Source organism: Rahnella victoriana, assembly GCF_021276285.1.
GTDB lineage: Bacteria > Pseudomonadota > Gammaproteobacteria > Enterobacterales > Enterobacteriaceae > Rahnella > Rahnella victoriana.
The window spans coordinates 508,128-522,123 of sequence record NZ_CP089920.1 but is presented as its reverse complement, the minus strand read 5'-3'; the positions used below and the strand labels follow the sequence as shown (position 1 = coordinate 522,123).

The following is a 13,996-nucleotide window of genomic DNA, read 5'->3' as shown; positions in this document are numbered from 1 at the left end:
TTAGCCGACGGCTTTTGGCAGAATTTTTTCCACTTCGATATGCGGACGCGGAATAACATGCACAGACACCAGTTCGCCGACTTTCAGCGCGGCAGCAGACCCGGCATCCGTGGCGGCCTTTACCGCGCCAACGTCGCCGCGCACCATAACGGTGACCAGCCCGGACCCAATTTTTTCATAACCCACCAGCGTGACATTGGCGGATTTCACCATGGTATCTGCGGCTTCAATTGCAGAAACCAGACCTTTTGTTTCAACCATACCTAACGCTTCTTGTTGCATAACGACCTCTGATAGTGAGTAGGGGAAGACAATTAACGCACGATGATAATAAGAGCCTCAGGACAAAATGTTTTGCCCGTCAGCCGGACTTTCTTGTTATTCCGCACGGCTTACGGACAATAAAATCTCTCTGTTTTCTGGTTCATTCTTCATGCACCATCTGCGCGGTACCTGTCGCCAGCGCATCCAGCGCAATCATTTTTTCTTCATTGGTCGGGATCACCATCACACGCGGTGAACCGGGGCGGGAAATCACCCCCGCACGACCGCCGCAGGTGCGCTGATTTTTCTGCGCATCCAGCGTCAGCCCCAGCACGCCAAGGCGTGCCAGCGTCAGTTCGCGCACCAGCGCAGAATTCTCGCCGATGCCGCCGGTGAAAATCAGGGCATCCAGACGTTTCAGCGAGGTCAGATGCCCTCCCAGATGGCGCGCCAGCCGGTGTACCATCACATCAATCGCCAGCGTCGCCCGCGCATCACCCTGACTGCGTGCCTCCTGAAGCGTGCGGCAGTCGCTGGACGTGCCTGATATGCCGAGCAGCCCGGCCTGACTATTCATCATTTTGTACATCGCATCGAGACTCTGGCCGGTGCAGGCCGCGATGTGTGCCGCCGCACCGAAATCCAGATCGCCACAGCGCGTGCCCATCACCAGCCCTTCCAGCGGCGTCATGCCCATCGAGGTATCCACGCTGCGTCCGTTTTGTACCGCACACACCGAAGAACCGTTGCCAAGGTGGGCGATCAGGATGCCGTGATCATCCGGGTCGAGACCGAGCAAGGTCACCGCTTCACCCGCTATATAGCGGTGCGAGGTGCCGTGAAAACCGTAACGCCGCACCTGATAACGCTGCTGGTATTCCAGCGGGATCGCGTAGGTGTACGCCGCCGCAGGCAGCGTCTGATGGAAAGCGGTATCGAACACGGCGACCTGCGGCACCTGCGGTAACAGGGCAATGGCCGCATCGATGCCGGTCAGATTGGCCGGGTTATGCAGCGGTGCCAGCGCCGACAGCGCGCGGATTTTCTCAGTCACTTCAGGTGTCAGCCGCACCGATTGCGTAAACTCGCTGCCGCCGTGAGCGACACGGTGACCGATGGCCTGCACCGCAGGCAGCCACTGGCGCTCCGCCAGTTCCCTGAACAGCACTTTCAGCGCACAGACATGGCTGGCCTCACTCAGCGCCACCGTGGTTTTCTGCCCGTGGTTGTCTTTCAACGTCATGCTGGCGTTATCCAGCCCTAACCTTTCGGCCAGACCCGACAGCACCGGCGCGCCGGTATCAGAAGGAACCAGCGAGAATTTCAGCGAGGAGGATCCGCAGTTAATCACCAAAACCAAAGAACCGAAGGACATGTTGACCCCTGTTAATTATTGCCTGTTGTGAGTACGAAACGGGCGGCGCTGAAACGGCTCAGTGTGTTGCGCGCCACGGTCAGATCCTGTTCCACGGTGCCGCCGCTGAGGCCAATCCCGCCAAGTAACACGCCCTGCGACCAGCAAGGCAAACCACCGCCGATGCAGCAAATGCCGTCCTGATGTTGCAGGCCGTAAAGCGCGGCACCGGGCTGGATCAGCGCCGCGAGCCGGTGAGTCGGCATTTTCAGCGCCACGGCGGTGCGCGCCTTTTGCGGTGCCAACTGATGGCTGATCAGCAACGCATTTTCCATACTGAAGTAGTAACGCTGATGCCCGCTGGCATCGGCCAGGCTGAACACCATGGGTACACCGATAGCCTGCGCTTCTGCGGCGGCAAACCCTGCCAGCAGGGCGCAGTCGTCGAGACTCAGCGCAGGGTGTTGCCCGCTTTGCTGACGGGAAATCGCCGCGCAAATCCAGCCGTCGAGAGGGTCATTCATAGCGGCTCCTTATGAGAGATCCTGCGGATCGACAATGCCGACCACGGCCGCATCAATCACCGAATGTTCTTTGCTGTTGCTCATGCGCGCTGAACTGCCGGTGGAAATAATGACGATGTCGCCATTTCCTGCGCCGACAAAGTCCACCGCCACCTGCGCGCTGCCGGTGGGCTGATAATTTTCATCGAGACGTGCCACCATCAGTAACTTGGCCCCGTTTAATGAGACGTGTTTGGTGGTGGAGACCAGCGCACCCGTCACTTTTGCCAGATACATAACTCCTCCCGTTTCAGCGGATCACGGTGATGTGCTGCCGCCGGATTTCATCCTGCGCAGCTGGCGTGATCAGCGTGTTGCTGCCGATGCGTAATGTGTCGTTTGCCTGATACAGGCGGATATCCTTCAGGGTGATCAGCCGTTTCTGTCCGTGAGTGTCTTTGCGACCATCAACCCTGATGCCGTATTGCCCGAGGGCATCGATGTACGCCTTCAGCCGCGCCTGTAATGGCGGCGCAAAACCGCTTTCACTGAGATGCAGCAGTTCAGGGTTGAGGGTGACAATCACCGGCGTCTGGTTGCGTAAGGCGTGGAACACCTGCGTTGTCGCGAGGTTGTCGCGCAAACCCAGCGCGATTTTGCTCAGGCTGTTGGTGGACAGCGCCGGTAAATACAGGCTGTCATCGGCACCGGCGGGCAGCTCTGACGGCTCGGCCGCCGTGCACAATCCTGCAAGTTCTGGCAGTAACGCGGCTTTCAGACCGCTCTCACCGGCGCTGTGCGAAAAGGCGACCTGCAACGGATAACCGGCGCTGCTCAGCGCGCGCAGGCTTTGCAGCGTCATCGGCAACGTTGTCAGGTCACTGCCGGTGATCACCACGCGCACGGTTTTGCCTGCGTCATGGCGCGCCGTGCGTTGTCGTACCAGCAGATCGGCGATCGACTTATCAATCAGCCGCGACAGACGCTGATGTTCCGTGGTGTTCATGGGCGCGATCCGCTGCCGGTGCGGAACAGCAAATCGCCGTTGCGCAGGCCAAGGCCGTTGGCTTCTTCCACATCGATATGCAGTTCCGCCACCGCACCGGCGCTGACCCGCACCAGCACATGACTGAGAATGCCCGCGCGCTGCCCCTGCGCCTGCAAATCGATTTCCATGCCGTTGCGCAAACCGTGGCGTTCCGCGTCCTGCGGCGAAATATGGATATGCCGCCAGGCCACAATGGTTCCGTGCGGTTTACTGACCCGCCCTTGCGGCCCGACCAGCTCAATCCCCGGCGAGTTTTCCAGATCCCCCGACATCCTGACCGGCGCTTTTACGCCCAGCACAAAACTGTCGGCCACCGAAATTTCAATCTGCGTCGTGCTGCGCAGCGGGCCGAGCACCCGCACATTGGGGATATCGCCTTTCGGCGTGCGCAAGGTGACGGTCTCTTCGGCGGCAAACTGGCCGGGCTGTTTTACCGCTTTCAGGTGAGTCAGTGTCGAGCCGTAACCGAACAGGGCGTCCATATCTTCGCGGCACAAATGCACATGGCGGTTGGAGATGCCGACCGGCACGGCGAACGCAGGTGCGCGGTATTCGTCGCCTCCGGCGAGGCAGGAAAGCAGCCGCTCCACATCCGCCGCAGAAGGCTGGCAGGGATTAGTGACCGTGCAACCATCCGCCAGCGCGGCATCGGCCAGTGCCGGACGCAGGGCGTCAAATGCCGCCAGATCCGTACCGAGTTCTTTTAAGCTGCGGGGAATACCAAACTGCAGATTGAGCTGGCGGATTTTCTCTGCCAGCCGGGCGATCATCGGTTGCGGTTCCGCCGGTGCGATCCCCAGAATGGCGGCACACTGGCTGTAACGGCCGAGGGTGTCGGAAGCGGCGTGCGCGGCGTTGAATTCGATGATTAACGGCAGCAGCATGGCGTTAATTTTGCCGTGGGGAATGTGCAACATCCCGCCGATGGCGTGCGCCATACCATGCACCAGCCCCAGTCCTGCGGAGTTGAACGCCATGCCCGCCATGCAGGAGGCGTTGTGCATATGGGTGCGCGCCGCGACGTCTTTCTCATCGGCATAAACCTGGGGTAAATACTGCCAGGTCAGGGCAATGGCTTTTTCAGCCAGCGCATCGCTGAAATCATTCGCGCCCGTTGATACCCGTGCTTCGATGGCGTGGGTCAGGACGTCCATACCGGTATCGACCGCGATATGGCGCGGCACGCTCAGCACCAGTTGCGGGTCAAGAATGGCGGTATCCGGCACCAGCGCCTGCGACACCAGCGGGTATTTACGGCCGTTTTGCGGGTCGGAAATGATCGCGTAAGAGGTCACTTCCGAGCCGGAACCGCTGGTGGTGGGAATGGCGATCAGCTCGATGGCCTGTTGCTGATAATGGTCTTCCAGCGTGACCTTGATGCCTTTGGCCGCATCCAGCGACGAACCGCCGCCCAGCGCAATAATCACATCCGGCCTGAAGGTTTTAAACTGCGCCGCGCCCTCCTGCAAAATGTCGGTACCCGGATCCGGCCTGACCTTGCTGTACACCGATACCGTCGCCTGCGGCATGTGTTCCGTCAGGTACGCGGTCTTGCCGGACGTCACCATAAACTCATCCGTGACGATCGCGACTTTCTTATTATTCAGGCTGTTTAATGCAGTGATGGCCCCGTCGCCAAAATACACGCGCGGGCTGGAGAAAAAATAACTCGCCATGAGTACAACACCCTTACTCGTTTACCGACATGCGGCCGTAAAAAGATGCATTTAACCTATCATTCAGTGGCGTAAAGGCCGTTGCTCAGGGTTGTGCAGGTGGAGGACTTTTTTGCCCTGTTCTTTTCATCCCGGGCAAAAAAATGCAGGACGGTGAAAGCGATCAACGACGGGGAAGGAGAGAAAAAGCAGAAATGTTTTGCATCAAATTGATTCGTTTTGTTATGTTATCACATATCAAGTGAATCACAGCGACGGACAGGGTTAGGGAATGACAGAAGACAGGACGCAACATAACGGCCCCGTTCTCGCGGTGGAAAACCTCACTCTCCGTCTCGCCGGTACAGCACGCATCCGTAATCTGAGTTTCAGCCTCAACGCGGGCGAGCGCGTTTGTCTGCTCGGCGCTTCCGGCTCCGGTAAATCCCTGACCGCCAGAGCCATCACCGGTACGCCGCCGGCGGGGGCAGAACTCAGCGGCCATATCCGCGTCAATGGCGTGGAAGTGTGCGGCAAACATCCGGTTTCACGCGGTGCAGCCAGCCGCGTCGCGACGGTGTTTCAGGATACCTCCACGGCCCTCAATCCGCTGATGACACTGGGCAAACAGTTGCGTCTCGCCCTGCCCGCCGCCAGCGCACAAGATATTCACGCCATGCTGGATGCCGTCGGACTGGGGGATATTCCGCAGTTTGCTGCCCGTTATCCGGCGGAGCTTTCCGGCGGCCAGCGCCAGCGTCTGTGCGTGGCGCTGGCGATGCGCTCTTCTTCCCCGCTGTTGCTCGCTGACGAACCGACCACCGCGCTCGACGTGATTACGCAGCAACAGGTTTTACAGGTGATGCGCGATGCCTGCGCCGGTCCGCAACCGCCGCGTGCGCTGCTGTTTATCACCCATGATATTGCCGTCGCCGCGCAGTTATGCGAACGCGCGCTGGTGATGGAAAACGGCGTGCTGGTGGAATCTGCCCGCATGACGCAACTGCTCAGCCATCCGCAGCATCCCTATACCAAACGTCTGGTGCATGCCGCCCGGCAGTCTGCCTTAGTGCATCAGGATACTGCGTCATGGTGCGGGGTGGCGGTCTGATGGACGCGGCATTACATCTGGTCACGGAACCTTTTTTGCATCTGCACAATATCAGCCGCCGTATTGCCCTGCCGGGCGGGTTCTGGCACAGGCAACATAACGCGCTGTTTTCCGGGCTTTCGCTGCACATCGGCCGCCATGAACGCATCGGTCTGGTGGGGGCGTCCGGCTGCGGAAAATCCTCGTTGCTGAAAATATTACTGGCGCTGGATGCGCCGGACAGCGGTGAGGTGTATTGCGAAGGCCGTCTGATCCGCCCCGGTTCCGTGCGCGCCTTGCGCAACTACCGGCGGCGCGTGCAGTACATCGCGCAGGATCCGGCCGGTTCGCTGCCGCCCGGTCAGCGCGTGGGACACATCATTGCCGAACCGCTGAAACGGCTCGGATATACCGGCGATATCCGTCTGCGCGTGGCCGATGTGATGGCGCAGGTCAGCCTGAGCGACACGCTGACAGCACGCGCGGCAGGCGAACTTTCCGGCGGACAGGCGCAGCGGGTGGCTATCGCCCGCGCACTGGCGATCCGGCCGGATTTTCTGGTGGCGGACGAACCGGTCAGCGGGCTGGATTTGCCGCTGCGTGAACAGGTGAAACAGCTGCTGCAACAGGTGACGCACCAAAACGGCATGGGGCTGCTGATGGTCACGCACGATATTTCGATGGTCGCCGGATTGTGCGACCGCTTGCTGGTGATGCACGACGGTGAGATTGTGGAAGACCGCGCCACGCAGGCCGTGTTGCGTGCGCCGGACCATACTCATACGCGGCAGTTGCTGCAGGCCATTCCTCATTTACCTTTGACCGTTAACGGATAACCGGATGCTGACCCGTTTTATTGCGCGCCCTTCTGCGCCCAAACCGCCGCTGCTGCTCGCCAGCAGTCTGGTGTTTAACATTGGCTTTTATGCTGTTGTGCCGTTTCTGGCGATTTTTTTGCGCGACGATTTATTGCTTTCCGGCTGGGCGATCGGTCTGGTGCTCGGGCTGCGGACGTTTTCGCAACAGGGCATGTTTTTGCTCGGCGGTGCGCTGTCCGATCGTTACGGCGCGCGGGTCATCATTCTGCTGGGTTGTGTGGTGCGTATCGCCGGTTTTCTGCTGCTCGGTCTTTCCGACACGCTGGCACCGGTGATCCTCGGTGCCTGTCTGACCGGTGTCGGTGGCGCGTTGTTTTCTCCGTCGATTGAAGCCCTGCTGGCACAGGCCGGAACGCACAGTGAAAAAGCCGGCAAGCGCAGCCGTGCGGAATGGTTTGCGCTGTCAGCGGTCTGCGCCGAACTGGGTGCGGTACTCGGGCCGCTGCTCGGTTCTTTGCTCTCCGGTTACGGCTTTCAGCCGGTGGCGCTGGCCGGTTCCGGCCTGTTTCTGATTGCGCTGCTGGTGCTGTTTTTCACCCTGCCCGCCTCGCCAAAACGCGCCGCTGAACTGAAAATTGTGCCCTGGTGGCAGACCTTCCGTCAGCCGCGCTTTGTGGCCTTTATCATCGCTTACAGCGCCTATCTGTTCAGTTATAACCAGCTGTATCTGGCGTTGCCGGTGGAACTGCGCCGGGCGGGCGGCAGCGAAAAAGATCTCGGGCCGCTGTTTGTGCTGGCCTCGGTTCTGGTGATCGTTCTGCAAATGCCACTGGCGCGATTTGCCCGCCGCATCGGAGCCGCGCGGATTTTACCTGCGGGCTTCGGCTTGCTGTCTTCGGCGTTTGTCGCCGTGGCGCTGTTCGCCTGGACGATTCCGCCGGAAGGCTGGCTGCGGCTGATGCCGTCAGTATTGCTGATCACCCTGCTGACGATAGGTCAGATGCTGATTGTGCCGGTCGGGATGGATCTGATCCCGCGTTTTGCCGGGGAGCATAATCTCGGCGCGCATTACGGGGCGCTCTCGTCAATGGGTGGCGTCGCGGTGCTGGCGGGCAACTTCCTGCTCGGCGGCCTGCTCGATAACGCCCTGACGCCCTCCCCCGGTGCGGTCATTCCCTGGCTGGCGCTGGCCGCCGTTCCCTTTTTAAGTGCGCTGGCAATGTGGCGGATCTGCCGCCAGTTGCCTCCTCCTGTTATCTGACAAGGAATTTCTGATGCCCCTGAAACTGTTAAGCCCGCTGGCCGGGCTGCTTTCTGCTGCCCTTTTGCTGACCGGTTGCTTCAATGAAGCCGATAATGCCACCCCGAAAAGCGCCGACCCGCGTCTGCGGCTGGCGATGTTGCAGCCGCCACGTTCCGGCCTGACACCGCTCAGCGATGATGCCTTTAAGCTTTCGCGCTGGAGTACCGCCGAAACGCTGGTGGTGCTGGATAAACTCGGAGAAGCGCAACCGGCGCTGGCGACAGACTGGCAGCAAACCGGCGACAGAAGCTGGCGCTTTGCGTTGCGCCCGGACGTGACATTCCATGACGGCAGCGTGCTGGATGCCGCCACCGTGGTCAATGCCCTGACGGTGGCCGCGCACGCCACACCGAAACCACGCATTCTCGATGGCGTCCAGCTGACCGCTGTCGCCGACGGTGAACGGGCGGTGATCGTGACCACCGCACAGCCGGATCCGTTGCTGCCGCAGCGTCTTTCCAGCCCGCAACTGGCGATTCTTTCGCAAAAAGCCTACCGCGACAACGGCGTGGTGGATCCGCGTCATGCCGGTTCCGGCCCGTTCGAACTGGTGCAGGTGAACGGCACCAGCAGCGCAAGGCTGGAGCGTTTCGACGGTTACTGGGGTGAAAAGGCCAGGGCCAGCGGTATCGATGTCAGTTTCGTGCCGGACGGCACCGCGCGTGGCGCGGCATTGCGCACCGGTTCGGCGGATATTGTCGAGGCAATCCCCGTCTCTCAGGCACCATTGCTGGATCAGACTTTAATTCATGAAGTGCCGATGCCACGCACCAACACGTTGTACCTCAATACGCGTCTCGGCGTGATGCAGGATCCGGCGCTGCGTGCCGCCGTTCGCGATGCCATCAACCGTCAGCAACTGGTGGATAACGTCTACGAAAAACGGGCGGATGTGGCACAGGGGCTGCTCGGCCCTGCGCTGCCGTGGGCGGCAGAACTGCGCCAGCCGGTGAGTCATCCGCTTGCCGCCGCTAAACCCGCCGGTCAAACCATTACGCTTGCCACTTTCAGCGATCGCGCTGAATTGCCGGAAGTGGCGGTGTATCTGGCGCAGCAACTGACAACCGCCGGATTTAGCGTGAAACAGGTGGTGCGTGAGTACTCGCAAATCGAAACGGACGCGCTGGCGGGCAAGTTTGATGCCTTTATTTTATCGCGCGCCACGGTGCTGGATTCCGGTGATCCGGTGGCCTACATGTACAGCGATTTTGCCTGCAAGGGCTCGTTTAACATCGCGCAACTTTGCCGCCCGGATATCGATCAGGCGCTGCAACAGGCGTCCGCGATCCCGGCGGGTGCGGAACGTCGTCAGGCCATTATGCACGCGGAAAACCTGATCCTCGCCACCGACGCCGCGATCCCGATGCTGCATGAGCGTGTTATTCAGGGCGAAGCGGCAGACCTGCGTGACGCCGTGCGCGACCCGCGTGAACGCACCTTAATCAACTCCGCAACACAACGTGTGGTTCAGGTTGACTGATGAGTGAGTCTCTTTACTGCCGCACCTGCGCGGGCGTCAGCCGTCTGCGTACCGGCCAGCACCGGGGCGCATGGCTGCCGCTGATTTCGCGGCTGCTGACACTGGCCGCCATTGTCATGCTGATCGGCCTGCTGCCGTGGCTGTCCGGCAGTGATCCGGCGCTGACCTTGTTGCGCGCCCGCTCCGCAGATCAGGAAGCCACGGCAGAAACCCTGAATGCCATCCGCCTGTCGCTCGGACTGGATCAGGGACCGTGGCACGCGCTGGTTCACTGGCTGGGCGGATTACTGCAGGGCGATGCCGGTGTGTCCTGGGTATCCGGTCTGCCGGTGTTGCCGGGCATGTTGCGGGCGGCCGGGGTTTCCCTGACGCTGATGGCCTCGTCGCTGCTGGTCGCTTTCATCCTCGCGATGCTGCTGTGCGCGGGTACGATGATCCGGGGTTTGCAGGGCGGCACGCCGCGTCCGGCGGGGTTTCTGGCAGCGCTGCTGACTGCGCTGCCGGAGTTTTTGCTGGCCTCCGTGTTGCTGATTACGGGCGCGGTCTGGCTGCAATACTTTCCGCCGTATGGCTGGCTGGGCTGGCATTACGCCGTGCTGCCTTCGCTGGCGCTGGGGATCCCGGCGGGAGGATATCTGGGACGGCTATATTCCGATGCCCTCAGCGGCGCATTTAATGAGAGCTGGCTGACCACCTGGAGCGTGCTGGGGATTTCGCGTCGCCATACCGCCCTGGCGGTTATCCGCCGCGCCTTGCCGGGCGTGATGCCGTTAACCGGCCTGGTGCTGGTGTCCCTGACCGGCGGCGCTGTTGCGGTGGAAAAGGTATTCGCCATTCCCGGCCTCGGGCGTGCCACACTCGGCGCGGCGGCGGCGGGAGATTTACCGGCCTTACAGACCGGCGTGCTGATCCTGCTGTTGCTGGCTTCCGTTATGGGCATGATGACCGGTGCCGTCCGGCGTGTATTACTTGGTCGCGCCCTGACACTGGGCGCATTGCCGGTGCCGCAACCGGTCAGCGCCGCAAACACGTCGCGGCCGTGGATCCCACTGTTATGCCTGGCCCTGCTGATCATCATGGTACTCGCCGGAATATGGCGTGACCCGCTGACCTCTGGCGCATTACGTTTGCAGCCGCCCTCCTTCGCCCTGCCTTTTGGTGCCGATGCCATGGGGCGTGACCTGCTGGCTCGGGTGGCGCAGGGCACGCTTAATACCTGTTTACAGGCGCTGGCCGTTTCGCTGATGTGTCTGATGGCGGGCGTATCCGCCGGTGCGTTTCCCCGCATCATGGCCGGTCCCATTGAGACCACCAATGCCCTGCCACCGGTGATTGCCGGGCTGGTGGTTGCCGCCGTCAATGGCCCGACGGCGACCGGTGCCATCATCGCTGTGACCGCCGTCAGCTGGGCACCCCTTGCCGCGCATACCGCCGCGCTGGTGGCCGAAATACGTGCCAGACCCTACATGAAAATGCTGCCGGTGGTGGGCGTTGGCGCGTTGCGCCGTAATCTGTTTTATGTGCTTCCGGCGCTGGCCGGGCCGTTAATCCGCCATACTTTGTTGCGGCTGCCGGGTATCGCGCTGGCACTGGCGTCGTTGGGTTTTCTCGGGCTTGGCGCACCGCCGCCCGAACCGGAGTGGGGCCGCGTGCTGGCGGAAGGAATGCCGTATATCGAACGCGCGCCGTGGAGCGTGCTTGCCCCGGCCGGTGCGCTGGCGTTGCTGTCCGTGATGGCGGTGACCGCAGGCAGTTTTCGCGTTAAGCTGTCGCCTCGCTTTTTTAACAGGACGACAGCAAATGGATCCGCGTAAACCGCTGGACGGATTCGCCAGCAGCGTGATGATTGGATTATGTATTATCTGGGGTGTGCAGCAGGTGGCGATCAAAAGCGCCGCTGCGGATATCGCGCCGCTGTTGCAGGTGGCATTGCGTTCCGGGCTGGCGGGTTTTGCCGTGATGGTGCTGATGCTGATACGTCAGCGGAAAATCCCCTTCAGTGCAGCCACCCTGCTCCCCGGATTGCTGGTTGGCTTGCTGTTTTCCGTCGAGTTTATGTTTGTCGCCGAAGGATTGCGGTTCACCACCGCCGCGCACATGGCGGTGTTTCTGTATACCGCCCCCCTCTTTGCGGCACTCGGGTTGCATTTTCTGGTGCCGGAAGAACGTCTCAGCGCCCTGCAATGGGCCGGCGTGGGCGTGACTTTTATCGGCGTCATCGTCGCCTTTATGTTTGGCGGTCACAACGGCGCGGTTCCGCAGGCCAGCAATATGCTGCTCGGCGACTTCTTCGGTCTGCTGGCGGGCGCTTTCTGGGGCATGACCACGATTGTGGTTCGCCGCAGCGCATTATCGTCGGGCAGCGCCACCATGACATTGTTCTATCAACTGGCAGGCGCGTTTGTCCTGCTCGGCGCAATGGCCCTGCTGACCGGCCAGACGCAATTGCGCTTCACCCCGGTTTCAGTCAGCAGCATGCTGTTCCAGACGGTGATTGTGACGTTCGCCAGCTATCTCGCCTGGTTCAGCCTGTTACGTCGCTATCAGGCATCGCGTCTGGGCATTCTCTCGTTTATGACGCCGGTATTCGGCATCATCGCCGGTGTGGTGTTGCTGCATGAACCGCTGAAAGGGAATTTTATCCTCGGCGCCTTACTGATCCTGCTGGGGATTATGACGGTCAGCGCGGAAGGTCTGTTGCGCCAGTGGGTGGCAAAGCGGCGGCGGGCGGTGTAGGTTCAGGTCCTCCCGTAGCGGGAGGACGCTTTTCATGCGGCAAGAATATGCTGGATCCCCAGAAACATGGGCACGGCGCCAAAGGCATTGGCGGGCGCATCCAGTTGTACAAATCCGAGTCGTACATAGAAATTAACTGCCGCGGGCGCGGCATCCAGATAAACGCCTTTGACCGGTAACGCGGCATGAATAATTTTGATCTGCTCAAAAAACGCCAGCAGCAAATCCTGCCCGTAACCGCGGTTCTGAACTTTGGTCGCGACCCCCAGCATAATGAGCCGCACAACGCCGACTTCGAGAGGAAGAGAGCCACTTACCGCCCCGGCTAACTTCCCCCGCTCCAGCCAGTACGCAGAAAAAGTGCATACCCCGAAAAGCTCGCCGGTCTGTGCATCGATCAGGGCTTTGGCGGCACAGTTACCGTCCCGTACGCTTTTCTTTAGCGAATTGCGCACAAAGGCATTCAGCACCGGATTCCCGCAGTCAAAATGTTTGTTGCCGGGATAAGTGATGTCCGCCTGATAGCGACACACCATCACGCCGGTGGCTTTACTCTGCAGATTGACCATCTTTCTTTCTCCGCATTAATCCCTGTAATGCCAGCGTCGGCGCAGCCGGTTCCGAGATAAGCTGATTGATTTGCTGCCAGCCTTGCGCCGTCAGTTCACGACGACGCTGATTATCCAGCACGCTTTCCGCACGTTCGATGGCGGCATTGAGGATAAACGCACTCAGATCCAGCCCGGCGGCCGCCGCCGCTTCACGCAGCATTTCCTTCAAATCCGGGCTGGTTTTTAATTCAACTCTCGCGCTTTTGATATTGCGGGCGTCAGAGGGAAAAACTTCAACTTTGGGCATCATGACCTCTCGATTAAGATACGGCTGTCAGCCGTACGCAATAATCTACGCCTGCTGCCCGCAGGGGTCAACACTGTACGGGTGATAACCGTACGGTGTTGACCGTTCCCTTACCCTCACAACATCACTTTTGCCGCCATTTCCCGGCTGTAATCGCGGCTGGCATCCACCAGCACGCGGGTGTAATCGTCGGTGATATCGCCGCGCAGCAGGGCATCGGTGTCCAGCGTTTCGAGGATTTTGCCGTATTTCATCACCGCCACGCGCTGGCAGAGATGAGCGATAACACCGAGATCGTGGGTGACCATCAGATAGGTCAGTCCTTCCTCTTTTTGCAGATCGAACAGCAAATTGAGGATTTCCGCCTGCACGGAGACATCCAGCGCGGAGGTCGGTTCGTCGAGCAGTAACACGCGCGGTTTCAGGATCAGCGCCCGCGCAATGGCCACGCGCTGGCGCTGTCCGCCGGAAAGCTGATGCGGATAACGGCTGCGGAACGCCCGGTTCAGGCCGACTTTTTCCAGAATGGTGTTGATCCGCTGTTCGCGCTGGTCGATACGGTGAATTTGCAGCGGCTCTTCCAGAATATCGCCGATGGTATGGCGCGGATGCAGCGAGGCGTACGGATCCTGAAACACCATCTGCACCAGCCGGCAACGCTCGCGGCCAATGCGGTGTTCGAGCTGCTGGCCCTCGATTTCCAGTTCGCCCTGCCAGTGGGTAAACAATCCCGCCAGGCATTTCAGCACCGTGGTTTTGCCTGAGCCGGATTCGCCCACCAGCCCGAAAATCTCGCCTTCACGCACGGCGATATTCACATCGGTCAGCACCTGGGTGGTTTTCGCTCCTTCACCAAACGTCAGGTTCAGGTTGCGCACGTCGATCAT

At 60.5% G+C, this 13,996-nt stretch carries 14 protein-coding genes and 2 pseudogenes; 6 read left to right on the top strand and 10 right to left on the bottom strand.

The genetic code is table 11. The annotated features are described in order from the left end of the window. The 7 genes and pseudogenes from grpH to J9880_RS25155 all read right to left on the bottom strand — a co-directional run. Positions 1–282: a propanediol utilization system shell hexameric protein GrpH gene (grpH, locus tag J9880_RS23715; protein ID WP_095925478.1), complete on the bottom strand. Its 282-nt coding sequence runs from the start codon at positions 280–282 to the stop codon at positions 1–3. A 142-nt stretch (positions 283–424) separates the two neighbouring features. After that, complete coding sequence (tdcD, locus tag J9880_RS23710) at positions 425–1,639, bottom strand: propionate kinase (RefSeq protein WP_133822480.1); 1,215 nt, start codon at positions 1,637–1,639, stop codon at positions 425–427. An 11-nt stretch (positions 1,640–1,650) separates the two neighbouring features. Then, complete coding sequence (locus J9880_RS23705; RefSeq protein ID WP_095925476.1) at positions 1,651–2,142, bottom strand: GlcG/HbpS family heme-binding protein; 492 nt, start codon at positions 2,140–2,142, stop codon at positions 1,651–1,653. A gap of 9 nt (positions 2,143–2,151) precedes the next feature. Then, the gene (locus tag J9880_RS23700; protein ID WP_095925475.1) at positions 2,152–2,418 is read right to left on the bottom strand and encodes a EutN/CcmL family microcompartment protein; all 267 of its coding nucleotides are present in this window, start codon (positions 2,416–2,418) and stop codon (positions 2,152–2,154) included. Between the two features lie 13 nt (positions 2,419–2,431). Further along, a complete protein-coding gene (locus J9880_RS23695; RefSeq protein ID WP_133822479.1) occupies positions 2,432–3,127 on the bottom strand; it encodes a flavoprotein in 696 nt (231 codons plus the stop codon). Next, positions 3,124–3,639, bottom strand: a pseudogene (locus J9880_RS25160) (PduL/EutD family phosphate acyltransferase); the annotation flags it as partial. The pseudogene J9880_RS25160 and the gene J9880_RS23695, both read right to left, overlap by 4 nt. 90 nt (positions 3,640–3,729) lie before the next feature. Then, positions 3,730–4,845 (bottom strand): annotated as a pseudogene (locus J9880_RS25155) (1-propanol dehydrogenase PduQ); the annotation flags it as partial. A 271-nt stretch (positions 4,846–5,116) separates the two neighbouring features. Here J9880_RS25155 and J9880_RS23680 point away from each other — a divergent pair. From J9880_RS23680 to J9880_RS23655, 6 genes are read left to right on the top strand one after another with little or no spacing between them, the layout of a single operon-like run. Continuing rightward, positions 5,117–5,935 (top strand): ATP-binding cassette domain-containing protein, encoded by an 819-nt coding sequence (locus tag J9880_RS23680; RefSeq protein WP_133822478.1) that lies wholly within the window; start codon positions 5,117–5,119, stop codon positions 5,933–5,935. After that, positions 5,935–6,750 carry an ABC transporter ATP-binding protein gene (locus J9880_RS23675; RefSeq protein ID WP_095925842.1) on the top strand — a complete coding sequence of 272 codons (816 nt, stop codon included), beginning with the start codon at positions 5,935–5,937 and terminating at the stop codon, positions 6,748–6,750. Before J9880_RS23680 ends, J9880_RS23675 begins: the two co-directional genes overlap by 1 nt. A gap of 4 nt (positions 6,751–6,754) precedes the next feature. Then, positions 6,755–7,993, top strand: a complete 1,239-nt coding sequence (locus tag J9880_RS23670) for an MDR family MFS transporter (RefSeq protein ID WP_095925472.1) — start codon at positions 6,755–6,757, stop codon at positions 7,991–7,993. A gap of 13 nt (positions 7,994–8,006) precedes the next feature. Further along, complete coding sequence (locus J9880_RS23665) at positions 8,007–9,515, top strand: ABC transporter substrate-binding protein (protein ID WP_232770584.1); 1,509 nt, start codon at positions 8,007–8,009, stop codon at positions 9,513–9,515. Beyond that, entirely contained in the window at positions 9,515–11,329 is a 1,815-nt protein-coding gene (locus J9880_RS23660) for an ABC transporter permease subunit (protein WP_232770583.1), read from the top strand. The genes J9880_RS23665 and J9880_RS23660 overlap by 1 nt, the downstream gene beginning before the upstream one ends. Further along, positions 11,316–12,251, top strand: a complete 936-nt coding sequence (locus J9880_RS23655) for a DMT family transporter (RefSeq protein ID WP_232770582.1) — start codon at positions 11,316–11,318, stop codon at positions 12,249–12,251. Before J9880_RS23660 ends, J9880_RS23655 begins: the two co-directional genes overlap by 14 nt. Positions 12,252–12,283: 32 nt before the next feature. Here J9880_RS23655 and J9880_RS23650 read toward each other — a convergent pair whose 3' ends face one another. From J9880_RS23650 to J9880_RS23640, 3 genes are all read right to left on the bottom strand, one after another. After that, entirely contained in the window at positions 12,284–12,820 is a 537-nt protein-coding gene (locus tag J9880_RS23650; protein WP_131693572.1) for a GNAT family N-acetyltransferase, read from the bottom strand. Further along, complete coding sequence (locus J9880_RS23645) at positions 12,801–13,109, bottom strand: type II toxin-antitoxin system TacA family antitoxin (RefSeq protein ID WP_131693634.1); 309 nt, start codon at positions 13,107–13,109, stop codon at positions 12,801–12,803. Before J9880_RS23645 ends, J9880_RS23650 begins: the two co-directional genes overlap by 20 nt. A gap of 116 nt (positions 13,110–13,225) precedes the next feature. Next, positions 13,226–13,996, bottom strand: a complete 771-nt coding sequence (locus J9880_RS23640; protein ID WP_232770919.1) for an ABC transporter ATP-binding protein — start codon at positions 13,994–13,996, stop codon at positions 13,226–13,228.